The sequence below is a fragment of the Pseudokineococcus sp. 5B2Z-1 genome (assembly GCF_037482305.1).
GTDB lineage: Bacteria > Actinomycetota > Actinomycetes > Actinomycetales > Quadrisphaeraceae > Pseudokineococcus.
This window is the reverse complement of sequence record NZ_JBBHZG010000001.1, coordinates 424819-441541: the sequence shown is the minus strand read 5'-3', so window position 1 is coordinate 441541 and position 16723 is coordinate 424819. Positions and strand designations below refer to the sequence as shown.

Genomic DNA, 16723 nt, shown 5'->3' with positions numbered 1-16723 from the left:
CAGGAGCCCGCCACCCGCTGGTGGCGGGCTCCTGCGCGTCCGCGGCGCCCCGGCGCCGCCGGAGCGCCCTCCCGCGGCCCCGCGGTCGCTAGCGTCCTGCCGTGCGCAGCCACCTCTTCGACCCCCGCCACGCCGAGCAGGAGACGCAGGACCGCTGGGCGCGCCAGAACGACAAGATGGCCCGCGTCGTCCTGGGCCCCGACGTGCTGGCCGCCAAGGGCTCGATGGTCGCCTTCCAGGGCGACGTCCGCTTCGACCACGAGGGCTCGGGCAGCATCGGCCGGCTCGTCCGCCGGATGGTCTCCTCGGCCGACACCCCCCTCATGCGGTGCTCGGGCCGCGGGGAGGTCTTCCTCGCCCGCCGCGCCGAGGACGTGTTCACCGTCGAGCTCGAGGGCGACGCCATCTCGGTCGACGGCGCCAACGTGCTCGCCTTCGACGCCGACCTCGACTGGGACGTCCGGCGCGTCCAGGGCGCCGGCACCCTCACCGGCGGGCTCTTCACCCTGGAGATCAGCGGCCGCGGCACGGTGGCCCTCACGAGCGACGGTCCGCCGGTGCTCCTCGACTGCTCGCGGCAGCCGACGTCCGTCGACCTCCAGGCCGCCGTCGCGTGGTCGGCGGACCTGCGACCGGAGCTGCGCAGCAGCCTCAACGCCCGCTCGATGCTGCGGGGCGGCTCGGGGGAGGCCTTCCAGTACGTCTTCTCCGGGCCCGGGTTCGTCGTCGTCCAGCCGAGCGAGGGCCAGCCGGTGCCGCAGGGCGGCGGCGGGGGCGGCGGGGGCCTCGGGGACCTCTTCTCCTGACCCCGCGGGCGCGGGTCCTCCTGGCCCTGCGGGCGCCAGCGTCCGCGGGGCGGGGTGGCGCCCGGGCGTAGGCTCGGGCCTCGTGGCTGCCGTCGACTTCCCCGCCGAGATCCGCGACCTCCGGACCACGTACGGGTCGATCCGCGACGTGACGGACGTCGAGGCCCTGCGCGCCACCATCCGCGAGCTGTCCGAGCAGGCGTCGGCGCCCGACCTGTGGGACGACGTCGACCACGCCCAGCAGGTCACGAGCCGCCTGTCGCACGCCCAGGGCGAGGCCGAGCGCATCGACCGGCTCGGGCGCCAGCTCGACGACCTCGAGGTCCTCGTCGAGATGGCGGAGGCGGCCGAGGGGGAGGAGCGGGCCGAGACCCTCGCCGAGGCCGGGCGCGAGCTCGAGCAGCTGAAGGCCGCCATGGGGCAGCTCGAGGTGCGGACGCTGCTGTCGGGGGAGTACGACCCCCGCGAGGCCATCGTCACCATCCGCGCCGAGGCGGGCGGCGTCGACGCCGCCGACTTCGCCGAGATGCTCCTGCGCATGTACCTGCGCTGGAGCGAGCGCCACGGCTACCCGACGGACGTCTACGACACCTCCTTCGCCGAGGAGGCCGGCATCAAGTCGGCCACCTTCAAGGTCGCGGCGCCCTACGCCTACGGCACGCTCTCGGTCGAGCAGGGCACCCACCGCCTCGTCCGCATCTCGCCCTTCGACAACCAGGGGCGCCGCCAGACCTCCTTCGCGGGCGTCGAGGTGCTGCCCGTCGTGGCGGAGACCGACCAGGTCGACATCCCCGAGAACGACCTGCGCGTCGACGTCTTCCGCTCCTCCGGCCCCGGCGGCCAGAGCGTCAACACGACCGACTCGGCGGTGCGCCTGACGCACCTGCCCACCGGCATCGTCGTGTCCTGCCAGAACGAGAAGAGCCAGCTGCAGAACAAGGCCGCCGCGCTCCGCGTGCTCCAGGCGCGCCTCCTCGAGCGGGCGCGCGCCGAGCGCCAGGCCGAGCTCGACGCCCTCAAGGGCGCGGACGCCGGCAGCTGGGGCAACCAGATGCGCTCCTACGTGCTGCACCCGTACCAGATGGTCAAGGACCTGCGCACCGAGCACGAGGTCGGCAACACCTCGGGCGTCTTCGACGGCGACATCGACGGCTTCCTCGAGTCCGGCATCCGCTGGCGCCGCCAGGCCGACCGCGCGTCCGCCTGACCCGCCCGCCCCGCCGTCCGCCCGCCCTGCCGGGCGCCCGCGCCTCGCGGGCGTGCGGCAGTTGCGCCGTCCGGGTGGTCCTCCAGCACGGTCCGGCCACGATCCGTGGTGGATCGTTGACCGATCGTGACCTCTGTGGACGGCCGTTTCGGGATGCGGTGTGGCAGGACGTATGGTCGGCCACGGCCAGGGAAGCTGCGCGTCCGGCGCGCAGGCGGGTCGAGCAGGACGGCGGTGACCCCGCCGTCCCGGAGGCCCGCGTCGACGCACCATCCGCAAGGACGACCCCGAGACCCCGAGACCCGGCCCCGCAGGACGTGCAGTGATCCGCTTCGACGACGTCACGAAGACGTACGACCGCACCGCCCGACCGGCCCTCGACGGGGTCGACCTCGAGGTGTCGCGCGGTGAGTTCGTCTTCCTCGTGGGCGCCTCGGGGTCCGGGAAGTCCACCTTCCTCCGCCTCGTGCTCAAGGAGGAGGACGCCACGTCCGGGGCGGTGCAGGTCGCGGGCAAGGACCTGCGCCGGCTGTCGAGCTGGAAGGTCCCGCACCTGCGCCGCCAGATCGGCGTCGTCTTCCAGGACTTCCGCCTCCTGCCGGGCAAGACGGTCTTCCAGAACGTCGCCTTCGCGCTGCAGGTCATCGGCCGCTCCCGCGGCTCCATCGCCGCCGCGGTGCCCGAGGTGCTCGAGCTGGTCGGCCTCGAGGGCAAGGGCGACCGCCTGCCGCACGAGCTCTCGGGCGGCGAGCAGCAGCGCGTGGCCATCGCGCGCGCCATCGTCAACAGCCCCGCGATCCTCCTGGCCGACGAGCCGACGGGGAACCTCGACCCGACGACCAGCCTCGGCATCACCCGCCTGCTGGAGCGCATCAACGGCCGCGGCACCACCGTCGTCATGGCCACCCACGACGACGACATCGTCGACAGCATGCGCAAGCGGGTCGTCGAGCTCGTCGACGGCCACGTGGTCCGCGACGAGCACCAGGGCGGCTACGTCACGGGGGCGATCCCCGTGGTGCCCGCGCCGGAGGTGTCCGTGGACCACCGGGGCGCGGCGGCCGTCGACGTCCCGGCCGACGCGCGCCCCGTCGCCGAGCAGGGCGGTGGCGGGCGGTGAGGCTCCAGTTCGTGCTTTCCGAGATCGGCATCGGCCTGCGCCGCAACCTCGCCATGACGATCTCCGTGGTGCTCGTCACCTTCGTCTCGCTGACCTTCGTCGGCGCCGGCGCGCTCATGCAGCAGCAGGTGTCGACGATGAAGGGCGACTGGTACGACCGCGTCCAGGTGGCGATCTTCCTGTGCACGCAGGACAGCCTCTCGGCGAGCTGCTCGGGCGCGGCGACGGACGCCGACAAGGCGGCGATCGAGCAGGCCCTCGCCTCCCCGCCGCTGTCCCAGTACGTCTCCGAGGTCGAGTTCGAGGCGAGCGACGAGGCCTACGCCCAGTTCCAGCAGCAGGACGCCGAGCTCAGCGCCTCGGTGACGCCGGACCAGCTGCCCGAGTCCTTCCGCGTCGGCCTCGAGGACCCGGAGCGCTTCGGCGTCATCAGCGAGAGCTTCCAGGGCAGTCCGGGGGTCGAGCAGGTCGTCGACCAGCGCGAGGTGCTCGAGCCCTTCTTCGCCGTCCTCAACGCCGCGACGGCCGGCTCCCTGGCGCTCGCGGGCGTCATGCTCGTCGCCGCCGTGCTCCTCATCGGCACGACGATCCGTCTGGCGGCCTTCAACCGGCGCCGCGAGACGGGCATCATGCGGCTGGTCGGCGCCTCCAGCACCTTCCTGCAGCTGCCGTTCCTCCTCGAGGGCGTCATCGCCGTGTGCCTCGGGGCGGGAATGGCGGGCGCCGTCCTGCTGCTGGCGGTGGACCGGGGCGTCTCCGGCTGGCTGGCCGAGCAGGTGCCCGCGTTCGACTACATCAGCACCACCGACGTGTGGGCCACGATCCCCTGGCTCTTCGTCGGCGGCATCGTCCTGGCGAGCGTCGCGTCGCTCGTGTCCCTGTCCCGCTACCTGAAGGTCTGACTCGATGAGCCTGCCCCCCGCGTCGGCGCTCGTGCGCCCCCGCTGCCTCCTGCGCCCGGCCGTGGCCGCCCTCGGGCTCGCCCTGGCCGTGTCGTTCGTCCCGGGTGGGGGCCCGGCGACGGCGGCCCCCGGTGACGGCGCCAAGGCCGAGAAGCAGGCGGTCGACCAGGCCCTGCACGCGCTGCAGGAGGACCTCGTCGGCACGTCCGAGGAGCTCACCTCCGCGTACGCCGAGTACGCCGCGGTCCAGGAGCAGCTGCCGGGCGCCCAGAAGGCGGCCGACCTCGCGCGCCAGGTGCAGGCGGAGGCGAAGGCGCAGGCCGACGACCTCGCCCAGCGCCTCAGCGCGTCGCAGAAGGCCCAGGCGGCCGCCGAGGAGTCGGTCCGCGAGACCGAGCAGGCGATGACGGCCTCGCGCAGCAACCTGGGCAACATCGCCGCGTCGGCCTACCGCAGCAACGGCGTCCCGAAGGGCCTCGCGCTCGCCATGGGCTCGGCCGACCCGGACGACTTCGCCTCCAGCACCGCCGCCGTCTCGAGCCTGTCGACGGCGGAGGAGGACGTCCTCGCGGCGCTGAGCTCGGACGAGGCCGTGCGGCAGAGCGCCACGACGCGCCTGACGGCGGTGCGCCAGCAGGTCGCCGACCTCAAGGCCGAGGCCGAGCAGAAGCTCGCCGTCGCGACCGAGGCCGCCCAGGCCGCGGCGCAGCGCCAGGCCGAGGTGGAGGCCCTCGTCGCCCGCCAGCAGCGGGCCGTCTCGACGATCGAGTCGCGGCAGGCCGAGGAGCAGGCCCGCATGGACCAGCTCCAGGCCGAGTCGGACTCCCTCGGCGCGCAGCTGCGCAGCATCGCCGAGGAGGAGCGCCGCAAGGAGGAGGCCCGCCGGGCGGCCGAGGCCGCCGCCGCGCAGGCGTCCGGCCGCAGCGCCCCCTCGGCGGTCAGCCGCAGCACCTTCCGCGACACCGGGGGCACCTTCCTCCGACCCGAGGGGCGGATCTCCTCGCCGTTCGGCATGCGGATGCACCCGATCAAGCACTACATGAAGCTCCACAGCGGGCAGGACTTCGCCGCGGGCTGCGGGACCCCCATCCGCGCGGCCGCGGACGGCGAGATCGTCTCCGCCGGCGCGAACGGCAGCTACGGCAACATCATCGTCATCAACCACGGCATCGTCCGCGGCCAGCCGGTGGCCACCGCCTACGCCCACATGCAGAGCTTCGCCGTGACGTCGGGCTCCGTCTCCCGCGGGCAGGTCATCGGGTACGAGGGCTCCACCGGCGGGTCGACGGGCTGCCACCTGCACTTCGAGGTGCGCGTCAACGGCGCGCCCACGGACCCGATGGCCTGGATCTGACGCCGAGCCCTCGAGCAGGGGCTCGCTCCGCCCCGGCCGCCGGGCCCGGCGGCTCGTAGACTCGTCCCCGGACACCCGCCGCCGGCGGTCCTCGCGGACCGCCGGCGCTCGTCCGTCCGGGGTCCGCCAGGCGCCCGGAGACCAGAGGGACGCAGCACGAGGAGGAGGGGCCGTGGCCAGGGCCGGGCACAAGACCGCCCAGAAGAAGGGCGGGCGCGGCGACGACGGGCGCCTCGTCGTCGCCACGAACCGCCGCGCGCGGCACGACTACCACCTCTCCGACACCTGGGAGGCGGGCCTCGTGCTGTCCGGCACCGAGGTGAAGTCGCTGCGCGCGGGCCGCGCCTCGCTCGTGGACGGCTTCGTCTCCGTGGACCGCGGCGAGGCGTGGCTCGAGGCGGTCCACATCCCCGAGTACACCGAGGGCACCTGGACCAACCACCCCCCGCGGCGCCGGCGGAAGCTGCTGCTGCACAAGCTGGAGATCGAGAAGATCGGCGCCGAGGTGCGCGAGGGCGGCATGACCGTCGTCCCCCTGCAGCTGTACTTCACCGGCGGGCGGGCGAAGGTCGAGATCGCGCTGGCGCAGGGCAAGAAGAACTGGGACAAGCGCCAGGCGCTGCGCGAGCGCCAGGACACGCGCGAGGCGCAGCGGGCGATGTCCCTGCGCCTGCGCACCGGCGAGTAGGGCCCGCCGACCGGTGGGCCCCCGGACGAGGCGAGGACGTCGATGAGCGGCAGCGAGCAGCCCTTCGAGCTGGGCATCACCACCTTCGCGGAGACCTACCCCGACCCGAGCACGGGCCGCACCCTCTCCCACGGCGAGCGGCTGCGGCAGGTCGTCGCCGAGGTCGAGCTCGCCGAGCAGGTGGGCCTCGACGTGTACGGCGTGGGCGAGCACCACCGGGCCGACTTCGCGGCGTCCTCGCCGGCCGTCGTCCTCGCGGCGGCCGCGGCGCGCACGTCGCGGATCCGGCTGACGAGCGCCGTCACGGTCCTGTCCTCCGACGACCCGGTGCGGGTCTACCAGGACTTCGCGACGCTGGACCTCCTCTCGCAGGGTCGTGCGGAGGTCATCGCGGGTCGCGGGTCCTTCATCGAGTCCTTCCCGCTGTTCGGCTACGACCTCGGCGACTACGACGAGCTCTTCGCCGAGAAGCTCGAGCTGCTGCTCGCCATCCGCTCGGCGTCCTCGCGGGGCGAGCCGGTCACGTGGTCGGGCCGCCATCGCCCCGCGCTGGACCGGCAGGAGGTGCACCCGCGCACGGAGGGGCACGAGCTCCCCGTCTGGGTCGGCGTCGGGGGCAACCCGCAGTCGGTCGTGCGGGCCGGCCTGCTCGGCCTGCCGATGGCGCTCGCCATCATCGGCGGGCAGCCGGCGCGCTTCGCGCCGCTCGCCGACCTGCACCGCCGCGCGGTCGCCGAGGCGGGCCACGACCCCCTGCCCGTCGCCGTCCACGCCCACGGGTTCGTGGGGGAGGACACGGCGTCGGCCGCCGCCGCCTACTACCCGTCCTACGCGACGGCGATGTCCCAGCTCGGCCGCGAGCGGGGCTGGGGCGCCATGACCCGGCGGAGCTTCGACGAGATGCGCGCCCCGCAGGGCTCCCTCGTGCTGGGCGACCCGCAGCTCGTGGCCGACAAGGTCCTCGCCATGCGGCGCGACCTCGGCATCACGCGCTTCCTGCTGCACGTGAGCGTCGGCACGCTGCCGCACGACCAGGTGCTGCGCGCGATCGAGCTGCTGGGGACGCAGGTCCGCCCGCTCGTCGAGCGGGAGCTCGCCGGGGTCTGAGGGCGGGAGCTCGCCGGGGTCTGAGGGCGGAAGCGCGCCGGGGTCTGAGGGCGGGAGCGCGCCGCTGGGGAGGACGAACCTCCCCGGCGGCGTGCTGCGCCGCAGGTCAGCGTGCTGCCCCACCGTTCCGGTGGAGGTTCGTCCTCCCCGGCGGCAGCCGGTCGGCGAGCTGCGCTCAGAGGTCGGGGTCGAGGCGGACGAGCATCTTGCCGGTGTTGGCGCCGGACAGGACGCCGCGGAAGGCGTCGAAGGCGCTGTCGACGCCCTCGGTGGCCGTCTCGCGGTAGACGACGTCGCCGCGGGCGATCCACCCGGCCATCTCGCGGGTGAACTGCTCGGTCCGGTCGAGGTGGTCGGTGACGATGAAGCCCTCGAGGCGAAGGCGCTTGCCGATGGCGACGCCGAGCGTCCGCGGCCCGGGGGGCGCCGAGGTGGCGTTGTAGCCGGAGATGGCGCCGCACAGGGCGACGCGGCCGTGGTCGCGCATGCGGGGGAGGGCCGCCTCGAGCGTCGGGCCGCCGACGTTGTCGAAGTAGACGTCGGCGCCGTCGGGCAGCAGGTCGCGGAGCAGGTCGGCGGGCGACGCGCTGCGGTGGTCGCCGGCACGGGTGAAGCCGGCGTCGTCGAGGAGCCAGCGCACCTTCTCCTCGCCGCCGGCCGTGCCGACGACGGCGCTCGCGCCCTTGAGGCGGGCGACCTGGCCGGCGACCGAGCCCACCGCGCCGGCGGCCCCGGAGACGAGGACGACGTCGCCCTCGCGCATCTGCGCGACGTCGAGGACGCCGACCCAGGCGGTGAGGCCTGTGGTGCCGAGCACGCCGAGGTAGGCCTGCGCGGGCGCGAGGTCGGCGTCGACGACGCGGACGGCGTCCTCCCGCAGCACGGCGCGCTCGCGCCAGCCGCGGTCGTGGAGGACGCAGTCGCCCTCGGTGACGCCCTCGACGCCGTCGCCGACGCCCTCGACGACGCCGACGGCGCCGCCGGTCATGGGCTCCTCGAGGCGGAAGGGCGGCACGTAGGAGGGCCGGTCGTCCATCCGGCCGCGCATGTACGGGTCGACGGAGAGCCAGGTGTTGCGGACGCGGACCTCGCCCGGGCCGGGGTCGGGCACGTCGACCTCGTCGAGGCGGACGTCGGAGGGCTGCGGCTCGCCCTGCGGGCGGGCGACGAGGGACCACTGTCGGCTGGGGGCGAGGGCCATGCCCCGACGCTACGTCGGCGGGGGGACCGTCGCGGTCGTCCGGTCGGGGCGGGGGGCCGGGGAACAGCGCGTGACCCAGGACCGTTGTGCGCAGTACAGTCGGGGGGCCCAGCGGGCCTCCGGGAGACCGGACCGGCTGGATCGGGACCACCGCCCAGGCGGCGGCCCCGGGGACAACTCAACAGGGGGTGACAGGTTTCGACGTCGTTCTCTGAGCCAGGGGAAGCGGGTCGAGGATGCAAGGTCAACTCGTTGATGCCCCTTGCAAACCTATAGGTGCCGATTCCAAGCGCACCGACTTCGCCCTCGCCGCCTGAGCGAGGAGCAGAGGTCCGTCGGTCTGAGAGTGCTCTCGACTCAGTAGCCGGCGTCAGCTAGAGAGCCACTGGGTGCGGTCCTCGCCATCGGGGCCGCTCCGACACCTAGATGGCTGGGCCCGGGTCAGCGGCGCGCCTGCGCGACCGCTGGGGCCGAGAAACTCCCGAGCAGGCTGCACCCGGAGAAGCCCTGGCGATGCGACGACGGACCCGGGTTCGATTCCCGGCACCTCCACGCGAGACGGCGAAGGCCCCGACCAGCAGGTCGGGGCCTTCGTCGTCTCACGCCCGCGTCGTGCTCTCAGCCGCCGGTGATCCGCCCGCTCACGCCGTCAGCCTCGGGTGGGACCTGTTCGTCCCATGAGGAGTCGACCCGCTCGTTGCTCCCGTCCAAGATGCTCGCGTCGACGACCTCGAGCACCAACCCTTGTCGTGCCTTGCGCGGCTCCCGAGGCCGACGTCGCCCACGGGGGGTCGGTCTGCGCCCTGGACCGCCGGGCACGTCTCCCGAGTTCGGCCGGTCGTCCCGCCCGGCCTCGTGCAGCTGTCCGGCCCGAGCCGACCGCCCTGGAGGCGGACGAGGCGGAGCTCGGATCGGTCCCATCGACGGCGAGCCTGTCGTCCTGGCCGATCACCCAGCCTCCGGAGAGCCCACCCGGACCTGCTGCCATCTCCGGAGCTCGACCACGCCGGCGAGCCACTGGGCGGGGACGGGCCGGCGTGAGGCTGACGGCCGGCAGCCCTCGACGACGGCCGTCTCGACCGCCCCTCCTCCGACCCGAGGGAAGTGACCTCCTCCATCGTCCTCGCCGCGCTGCTTCGTCCGTCTAGCCTCATGAACATGGAGGTCGACGTCAGGGCCCGCTTCGTGGGAGTCGACCTCGCGTGGTCGACGGGTCGGACGGGCGTGGCCGCCCTCGACGGCGACGGCGCCCTCTTGTCGCTCCGCCGGTGCGAGCCCGGAGATGACGTCGAAGGGGTGTTGCGGGGCCTGGGCGCTGGTGTGGAGGTCGTCGCGGTCGACGCGCCACTCATCGTGGGCAACGACACGGGTCAGCGCGGTGCAGAGCGGGAGATCGGTCGAACGTGGGGAGCGTTCGGCGCCTCGGCCCACGCCACCAACAGGGGCACCCAGGGTGAGGTGACGCGCGCCGGACGCCTCGCGGACGCCCTCGGCTGGGACGTCAGGCCCACGAGCCGGCCCGGCCGGGGGCCGGTGTGCTGCATCGAGGTCTACCCGCACCCCGCTCTCGTCGGGCTCTTCGAGCTCCCTTACCGGATCGCCTACAAGAAGGGGAGCGCAGCGGCTCGGCTGCCGGGGTTCCGACAGCTCATCGGTCTCCTCGAGGAGCACCCCGCCCTGCGCCTCGGGGGGAGCGTCCGCTGGCAGGAGATCCGCGACGTCGTCATGGGGGAACCCGGCTCGGGAGAGCTCGACCGTGTCGAAGACGAGGTCGACGCCGTCGTGTGCGCCCTCGTGGCGCTCCTCTGGGCTCAGCGACCCGAGCTGCTCGCCGTGTACGGCGACGGCGACGAGGGATACGTCGTCGCTCCTCCGGCGCCTCGGCACGCTGCCGTGCGGCCGCTGGCGTCGTCTCAGACCGCCGCCGCCCGCGCAGGCGCCCGGGAGCAGCGCTGGGTGGAGGGCCGCCCTACCGGTTACGGCGGGTCCGCCAACGAGAGGGCGTGGAAGGCTGCTGTCCGGGAGGCTTTCGTCGGCGTCGTGATGCCCGAGGGGAGCCGCGTGGCGGTGACCATCGACGTCCGCCTGCAGGACGACCAGGTCGGAAGGCTGGAACCGGACCTCGACAACCTCGTCAAGACGACTATCGACGCGCTGGACGGCGTGCTCGGAGCTCGGACGGGCACGGCGGGGCAGAGGCTGGAGGCGGACGACGTCCGTGTCGCGCGCCTCGGAGCCTCAAAGGAAGCCGCCGCCGGCCGGCCGGCCGGAGCCCTCGTCGTGGTCGAGGAGATCGTCGTCTGACAGTCGTCTCGCGCGGCTCGGCTGCCACGCTGGCGACCAGCCGATCGGGTCATCGTCCGAGCCGCAGGGCCTGTGAGACGGCGAAGGCCCCGACCACTCGGTCGGGGCCTTCGCCGTCTGCGCGTTCCGCTCGGCGTCAGTCGCCGGTGATCCGACCGCGCAGCGAGCCCTCGTCCTGCGGCGAGGTGTCGGCGAGCACCTGCGTGGCCTCGTCGGTCTTCCCGGGCACGTCCCAGAGCAGCACGCCGGTGACGCGGCCGTCGTCGTCGAGGTAGTAGACGACCCCGGGGCCGCCGACGCCCTCGCCCGACTGCCAGTCCTGCACCGTCCGCGCCGAGCCGTCGAGGGTGCCGACCGCCTCGTACCGGGTGCCGAGCACCTGCGAGTAGAAGAACGGCGTGTGGTCGTGGGCCTCGGTGCGCCCGGCCATGAGCTCGCCGACCGCCTGCCCCATGGTCGTGGCGTTGTCGACGTGCTCGACCCGCGTCGTCCCGAGCACCCGGTCGGGGTACTGGGCGACGTCGCCCGCGGCGTAGACGTGCGGGTCCGACGTGCGCAGGTGCTCGTCGACGACGACGCCGTCGTCGACGGTCAGACCGGCCGCCTCGGCGAGGTCGGTGAGCGGGACGATGCCGAAGCCGTAGACGAGCGCGTCGGCGCCGAGCGTCGTGCCGTCGTCGAGCTCGACGTCGACCCCGTCCTCGCGGGCCGACCCGCCCGCGACCTTGGCGCCCGTGCGCAGCGTGACGCCGGCCTGCTCGTACAGGCCCTGGAAGTGGCGGGCCAGCTCGGGCGGGAACATCGAGGCGCCGAGCACCTCGTCCGGCGTCACGAGGGTGGTGCGCGTGTCGTTCTGGACGAGCGCCGCGGCGAGCTCGGTGCCGATGTAGCTGCCGCCGGCGACCACCACGTGCCGCTGCTCGCCCGCCAGCCGCCGCAGACGGCGGTAGTCCTGCGCCGTGCGGAAGGAGAGGACGCGCGGCCCCTCCTCGACCGGGCCCGGCGTGGGCCGGCCGCCGGTCGCCAGCAGCAGGGACTCGTAGCCGAGGACGTCACCGCCGTCGGTCGTCACCGTCCGCGCCGCCGTGTCGACCGCCGTCACGCGCACCGACGTGCGCACCTCGGCGCCGGTGGCGGACGCGGTGCCGGCGTCGTTGTCCGCCTCGGTGAAGTCGGGGTCGGTCCAGAGCTTCTTCGACAGCGCCGGCCGCGTGTAGGGCGGGTCGGCGTCGTCGCCGAGGACGACGATGCGTCCCTCGGCGTCCCGGCTGCGGATCCCCCGGGCGGCCGCGTCGGCCACCATCCCCCCGCCCACGATGACGTAGGGCGCCCGGTCCGTCGTCTCTGCTGCCACGTCTGCCTCCTCGTGCCGTCCCCGCCGGGGCCAGCGTCGTCGGTCGATGCCGCCACGCTAGGTCGGCCCCGGGTGACCCGCCCGGTGGTGGCCCCGGTGGTGGGCCCCGGCGCTCGGACCGGGTGCTCGGACGCGGGCCTCCCGCGCGCGGGCCGCCCCGGGCCCTGCTTCCGTGACCGTGGCCGGCCTCCTGCTCGCCGTGCCGGTGCTGGGCCTCGCCGGCGTCGACCCCGCGGGTGCGCTGCTCCTCGAGGGCGCCCTGGCGGCCGGCGCCACGCGCCGCGGCGCCCTCGCCCACGCGGCGGCGTGCCTCGTGGGCGTCCCGCTGGTCGGCCTCGTCCTCTCACTCCTGCTCGGGGTCCGGGCCGACCGGCTCGACCTCCTCGGGCTCCTGCCAGACGGCCCGGCGACCCTGCCCTGCCCTGCCCTGCCCTGCCCTGCCCGGGGCGGAGGCGCCTGGGGCCCCTCCGCCCTCCTCGACCCGACCTACCGGTCCGTCGTCGTCCTCGCCGCCCGCACCGACCGCTGGACCGACGCCGTCGCGGCGCACGCCCTCTCCTCGGTCGTCTCCCAGCTGCCCCTGCTCGTCCTCGCCCTGGCCGTGCGCCGCGGCCGGCACGAGCCCGTCGTCCGGTGGCTGACGCGCACCTGGGCGCGCGTGCGGTCGACCGCCCGGCACCTGCTGACGGCCGCGCTGCCGCTCGTCGCGGTCCTCCTGCTCGCCGACGGCGGGGCGCACCTGCTCACCGGGCGCTCCCTCGTCGGCTGAGGGGCCGGCGGGTCAGGAGCCCGTCGGGACGCCCGCCCGCTCCGGCTCCGGGTCGGGAGGCGGCGTGGGCGAGCCCTCGTCGGCGAGCCCTCCGGGGGGCGACCAGGTCAGGGTCCGGTCGCGCCCCCGACCGCGCTTGCGGTGGTACATGGCGCCGTCGGCGCCTCGCAGCAGGATCTCGGCGAGGTCGTCGACCGCGTCCGCCGTCGCCGCGCCGACGGAGGCGCCGACGCGGACGGCCCGGCCGTCGTCCAGCACCACCGGGGCCTCGACGGCGCGGACGACGCTCGCGGCCAGCTCGGCGGGACCAGCGGGCAGGCGCCCGGGGGTCGCCAGGACCGCGAACTCGTCACCGCCCAGACGCACCACCAGGAGGTCCGGGCCCGCGGCGGCGCGCAGGCGCCGACCCACCTCGCGGAGCACGACGTCGCCGGCTGCGTGCCCCGAGGTGTCGTTGACGACCTTGAAGCCGTCGAGGTCCAGCAGGAGCAGGTGGTGGGCACCCGGGGCGGGAGCCGCCAACGCCTCGAGGAGGGCGCGCCGGTTCGCCAGCCCCGTCAGGTCGTCGGTCAGGGCGAGCCTGCGGGCCTCCGTCGCGCTCCGGGCCTGGGTCAACGCCAGGTGGAGCCGGACGAGCACCGCACCGAGGGTCGTCACCGCGACGGCGACGAGCGCCGCCCCCGCGGGTCCGGGGAGGAGCGTCCTCAGGCCCAGGACGGCGACCGCGGCGGCCGCCGCCGCGAGCAGCGGCAGGCTCGACCTCGGCGCCGCCACGGACCGCGCGCCCGGGCGGCCCGCCACCGCACCGGCCGTGAGGGTCACGAGCCCCAGGCCGTAGGTCCAGCGGTGCAGCGCCCCGGCCAGGTCCGAGAGCGGGACGTCGGCGGCGAGCAGCCCGTCGGCGCCGGCGAGCGTCAGGCAGCCCGTCGCCAGGAGCGCGGCGCCGGCGTCCGGCCGTCGCTGGCGGCGGAGCACCTGCACGCCCACCAGGGCCGCCAGCGCGAGCCACACCGCGGGGTAGCCGAGCGCCAGCGCGTGCTCGGCGTCGAGGTGGCCGAGGTGCAGCGGGACGGCGAGGACGCCGACGGCGGCGCTCGCGGCCCCGCCGACCAGGACGACGACGTCGGCGGCGAGCGCCGCCCACCACGGCGCCCGCGGCGCCGCGAGCGGGCCGCGGGCGGGCGGTGCCGCGACGTCGAGGAGGAGGAAGGCGGTGACGCCGAGGAAGGAGGCGGCGAAGAGGCCCTCGACCGGGCTGGGGGAGACGAGGGCCGCGGAGCCGGACCCCTGCTGGGCGACGGCCGACCACGCCGCGGCGCTGCTCCACAGCAGCATGCCGACGAGCAGCGGGAGGAGCGCCACCCGGCGTGCCGGTGCGGCGAGCGCGAGGCCCAGCCGCACGAGCAGCAGGCTGAGCCACGCGAAGGTGAGCACGGACAGGAGGAGGTCGGCCGCCGTCCCCGGGCTCAGGAGCCCGCCGACGACGAAGCCTGCCAGGCCCACCGGCAGGCTCGCCGCGACCACGACGTCCGACCGGCGCCACCGGCTCCCCGTGCCGACCCCCTGCGTCGACGCACGACGACGCACCCGTCCCCCCGTCGCCCCGGAGGCCGCTCCTCCGCCGGGCGGGACTCTGCCAGCGCCCCGCGGGGTCCGGGACGACATCCCGGGAAGCCGCACGGACGGGTGAGCCACGACCTCCCGAGGTCCGCGCCGCGTACGGTCGCGCCGTGCCGGCCCGCGAGCTCGTCGTCCTCGGGACGTCCTCGGCCGTCCCCACCCGGACCCGCAACCACTCGGGGCACCTGCTCCGCTGGGACGGCGCGGGCCTGCTCGTCGACCCGGGGGAGGGCACGCAGCGGCAGATGCTGCTGGCGGGCGCCTCGGCGTCCGACGTCGACGTCGTCGCCCTCACGCACGAGCACGGCGACCACGTCCTCGGCCTGCCCGGCGTGCTGCAGCGGCGGGCCATGGACGGGCTGACGACGCCGGTGCCCCTCGTCTTCCCGGCCGCCGCGGCGCCCCTCGTCGAGCACCTGCTCGGTGCCGCGGCGCACGCGGGGTCGCTGGCGCTCCCGTGCCCCGTCGAGGACGACGGCCCGGTCCGCGGGCCCGGCGGCGCACCGCTGGTCGTCGGGGGAGCCGTCCTCCACGCGGTCGCGCTCGACCACCGCGTCCCCGCGTGCGCCTACCGGCTCGTCGAGCCGGACGGGCGCCGCATGCTGCCCGAGCGGCTGGCCGCCCGCGCCGTGCACGGACCGGACGTCGGGGCGCTCCAGCGCGAGGGGCGCCTGCGGACGGCGTCCGGCGTCGTCGCGCTCGAGGAGGTGAGCGAGCACCGCGCCGGCCAGGTCGTCGCCGTCGTCGAGGACACCCGGTGGTGCGAAGGGGCGCTGCGCGCCGCCGCGGGCGCCGACCTGCTCGTCTGCGAGGCGACCTTCGCCGACGCCGAGGAGGAGCTGGCCGCGCCCTACGGGCACCTCACGGCGCGCCAGGCCGGGCGGGTGGCCCGCGAGGCCGGGGCGCGGCGCCTGGTGCTCACGCACTTCTCCTCGCGGTACCCCGACGTGGCGCTGCTGCTGGCCCAGGCGCGGGAGGAGCACGGCGACGTCGTGGCCGCCGCTGACCTCGGGCGCGTCGCCGTCCCGCCGCGCCGCTGAGGCGCCGCCCTCACCTCGTGGGGTGGAGGGGGCGTCACCTTCGCGTCCGGCAGGGGCGCCTCAGCGGTGGAGCCAGGCCCGCAGGTCGTCGGGGAGGAGGACGCGGGCCCGGGCGTCGTACCGCGCGAGGACGTCGGCCGGCGCCGCCGCGCTCCCGTCGCCCGAGCGGCCGCCGCGGAAGAAGGCGCGCCGGTCGAGCAGGACGCCGGCGTCGGGCGCCACCTCGTCGGCGCGCTCCCGCATAGCGCCGAGGGTCGTCGCCGCGGCGACGGCCCGGACCTCGTCCTCCGAGGCGCTGACGCCGAGGCGGTCGGCGAGGCGCCGCACCTCGCCGGGGAGGCCGGCGAGCAGGTCGGCGTAGTGGACGAGGACGACGTCGCGGCCGCCCGTCCGCCGCGCCCACGCGTCGCGCAGGTGGTGCGCCACGCCCGGCAGGGAGTCGAGGTCGGCGTGCGGGTCGGGGTCGTCGTCGACCCACCGCGCGAGCCAGTCCTCCAGCGGCGGGCGCTCGCGCACCGGCCCGCCGTCCGGGAGGGGGGCGCCGCTGAGGCGGGCGAGGGCCGTCCGGTCGAGGTTCGCGCCCTGGTGGAAGAGCGAGACGGCGGCGTCGAGCGGGTGCCGCGCCGCGACGACGTACGTCACGCCGTCGACGAGCGGCACGCCGTCGAGGGGCGTGTGCGTCTTGAGCACCCGGCGGTGCTCCTGCGCGGCGAGGCGGGCCGCCAGCGCGTCGACCGGCTCGACGAGGTGGTCGACCCACGGCGCCAGCACGGGCAGGCGGTCGGGCAGCGGCCCCGGGCCGTGGAGGAGGTGGAGGAGCACCGCCTGCACCCACGTCGTCCCGTGCTTCGAGCGCGTGCAGACGACGACGTCGCCCGCCCGCAGCGGCACGGCGTCCCAGCGGGCGCTGTCCTCGTCGCCGGAGCGGTACCGCCGGGGAGTCGCCACCCGGTGGACGCTAGCCGCGGCGGCGACCGACCTTCCGCAGCACGGCCAGCCAGAGCCCGACGAGGGCGATGACCGGCCCGGCGGTCGCCCAGAAGGCGCTGCCCGTCATGGGGCTGCCGCCGACGACGCCCACGCCCTGGAGCGTGAAGAGGACGCCGAGGAGCACGAGGACGACGCCGACGGCGGTGAGCGCGTGCGAGGTCATGGGTCCAGCCTCAGCGACCGGGCGGGCCATCGCCCACCGGGACCCGCCGGGAGCGCACGAGGGGCGCACGTCCGTCGCGGACGTGCGCCCCTCGGTCT

15 protein-coding genes and 1 other RNA gene are annotated in these 16723 nt (G+C 75.7%); 11 read left to right on the top strand and 5 right to left on the bottom strand.

Annotated elements, in window-relative coordinates; all coding sequences use genetic code 11:
* The first annotated feature begins 101 nt into the window (after positions 1-101).
* From WDV85_RS01865 to WDV85_RS01835, 7 genes are all read left to right on the top strand, one after another.
* Positions 102-806 (top strand): AIM24 family protein, encoded by a 705-nt coding sequence (locus WDV85_RS01865; RefSeq protein WP_339568992.1) that lies wholly within the window; start codon positions 102-104, stop codon positions 804-806.
* Positions 807-888: 82 nt separating this feature from the next.
* Complete coding sequence (gene prfB / locus WDV85_RS01860; RefSeq protein ID WP_339568991.1) at positions 889-2013, top strand: peptide chain release factor 2; 1125 nt, start codon at positions 889-891, stop codon at positions 2011-2013.
* 322 nt (positions 2014-2335) lie between these two features.
* The gene (gene ftsE, locus WDV85_RS01855) at positions 2336-3133 is read left to right on the top strand and encodes a cell division ATP-binding protein FtsE (RefSeq protein ID WP_445263142.1); all 798 of its coding nucleotides are present in this window, start codon (positions 2336-2338) and stop codon (positions 3131-3133) included.
* Positions 3130-4035: a permease-like cell division protein FtsX gene (gene ftsX / locus WDV85_RS01850; RefSeq protein WP_445263141.1), complete on the top strand. Its 906-nt coding sequence runs from the start codon at positions 3130-3132 to the stop codon at positions 4033-4035. Before ftsE ends, ftsX begins: the two co-directional genes overlap by 4 nt.
* 4 nt (positions 4036-4039) lie before the next feature.
* Positions 4040-5389 carry a peptidoglycan DD-metalloendopeptidase family protein gene (locus tag WDV85_RS01845; protein ID WP_339568989.1) on the top strand — a complete coding sequence of 450 codons (1350 nt, stop codon included), beginning with the start codon at positions 4040-4042 and terminating at the stop codon, positions 5387-5389.
* Positions 5390-5561: 172 nt separating this feature from the next.
* Positions 5562-6077 (top strand): SsrA-binding protein SmpB, encoded by a 516-nt coding sequence (smpB, locus tag WDV85_RS01840; protein ID WP_339568988.1) that lies wholly within the window; start codon positions 5562-5564, stop codon positions 6075-6077.
* A 42-nt stretch (positions 6078-6119) separates the two neighbouring features.
* A complete protein-coding gene (locus WDV85_RS01835; RefSeq protein WP_339568987.1) occupies positions 6120-7184 on the top strand; it encodes an LLM class flavin-dependent oxidoreductase in 1065 nt (354 codons plus the stop codon).
* A gap of 175 nt (positions 7185-7359) precedes the next feature.
* On the opposite strand, the gene WDV85_RS01830 is transcribed toward WDV85_RS01835, so the two are convergent.
* Positions 7360-8385, bottom strand: coding sequence for an NADP-dependent oxidoreductase (locus tag WDV85_RS01830; RefSeq protein ID WP_339568986.1), 1026 nt, complete (start codon positions 8383-8385; stop codon positions 7360-7362).
* Between the two features lie 184 nt (positions 8386-8569).
* On the opposite strand from WDV85_RS01830, the gene ssrA reads away from it, so the two are divergent.
* Both ssrA and WDV85_RS01820 read left to right on the top strand, forming a co-directional pair.
* Positions 8570-8940: a transfer-messenger RNA gene (gene ssrA / locus WDV85_RS01825) on the top strand.
* Positions 8941-9543: 603 nt separating this feature from the next.
* A complete protein-coding gene (locus WDV85_RS01820; RefSeq protein WP_339568985.1) occupies positions 9544-10689 on the top strand; it encodes a DUF429 domain-containing protein in 1146 nt (381 codons plus the stop codon).
* A gap of 136 nt (positions 10690-10825) precedes the next feature.
* Here WDV85_RS01820 and WDV85_RS01815 read toward each other — a convergent pair whose 3' ends face one another.
* On the bottom strand, positions 10826-12043 hold the full coding sequence (locus WDV85_RS01815) for an NAD(P)/FAD-dependent oxidoreductase (protein WP_339568984.1): 1218 nt from the start codon (positions 12041-12043) through the stop codon (positions 10826-10828).
* A gap of 172 nt (positions 12044-12215) precedes the next feature.
* Between WDV85_RS01815 and WDV85_RS01810 the strand changes: the two genes are divergently transcribed.
* The gene (locus WDV85_RS01810) at positions 12216-12812 is read left to right on the top strand and encodes a hypothetical protein (RefSeq protein ID WP_339568983.1); all 597 of its coding nucleotides are present in this window, start codon (positions 12216-12218) and stop codon (positions 12810-12812) included.
* 12 nt (positions 12813-12824) lie between these two features.
* Here the strand turns inward: WDV85_RS01810 and WDV85_RS01805 are convergent, their stop codons facing one another.
* Entirely contained in the window at positions 12825-14315 is a 1491-nt protein-coding gene (locus WDV85_RS01805) for a GGDEF domain-containing protein (protein WP_339568982.1), read from the bottom strand.
* Between the two features lie 227 nt (positions 14316-14542).
* Here WDV85_RS01805 and WDV85_RS01800 point away from each other — a divergent pair, with 227 nt between their 5' ends.
* Positions 14543-15472 (top strand): ribonuclease Z, encoded by a 930-nt coding sequence (locus WDV85_RS01800; protein WP_339568981.1) that lies wholly within the window; start codon positions 14543-14545, stop codon positions 15470-15472.
* A 60-nt stretch (positions 15473-15532) separates the two neighbouring features.
* Here WDV85_RS01800 and WDV85_RS01795 read toward each other — a convergent pair whose 3' ends face one another.
* Both WDV85_RS01795 and WDV85_RS01790 read right to left on the bottom strand, forming a co-directional pair.
* Positions 15533-16420, bottom strand: a complete 888-nt coding sequence (locus WDV85_RS01795) for a sulfotransferase domain-containing protein (RefSeq protein WP_339568980.1) — start codon at positions 16418-16420, stop codon at positions 15533-15535.
* A 10-nt stretch (positions 16421-16430) separates the two neighbouring features.
* On the bottom strand, positions 16431-16625 hold the full coding sequence (locus tag WDV85_RS01790; RefSeq protein ID WP_339568979.1) for a hypothetical protein: 195 nt from the start codon (positions 16623-16625) through the stop codon (positions 16431-16433).
* Between the last annotated feature and the right edge of the window lie 98 nt (positions 16626-16723).

Bases quoted from the DNA above. Each gene is read 5' to 3' on its own strand.
- WDV85_RS01845 (WP_339568989.1), top strand. From the start codon at position 4,040: ATGAGCCTGCCCCCCGCGTCGGCGCTCGTGCGCCCCCGCTGCCTCCTG.
- WDV85_RS01835 (WP_339568987.1), top strand. From the start codon at position 6,120: ATGAGCGGCAGCGAGCAGCCCTTCGAGCTGGGCATCACCACCTTCGCG.
- WDV85_RS01830 (WP_339568986.1), bottom strand. From the start codon at position 8,385: ATGGCCCTCGCCCCCAGCCGACAGTGGTCCCTCGTCGCCCGCCCGCAG.
- WDV85_RS01820 (WP_339568985.1), top strand. From the start codon at position 9,544: ATGGAGGTCGACGTCAGGGCCCGCTTCGTGGGAGTCGACCTCGCGTGG.
- WDV85_RS01790 (WP_339568979.1), bottom strand. From the start codon at position 16,625: ATGACCTCGCACGCGCTCACCGCCGTCGGCGTCGTCCTCGTGCTCCTC.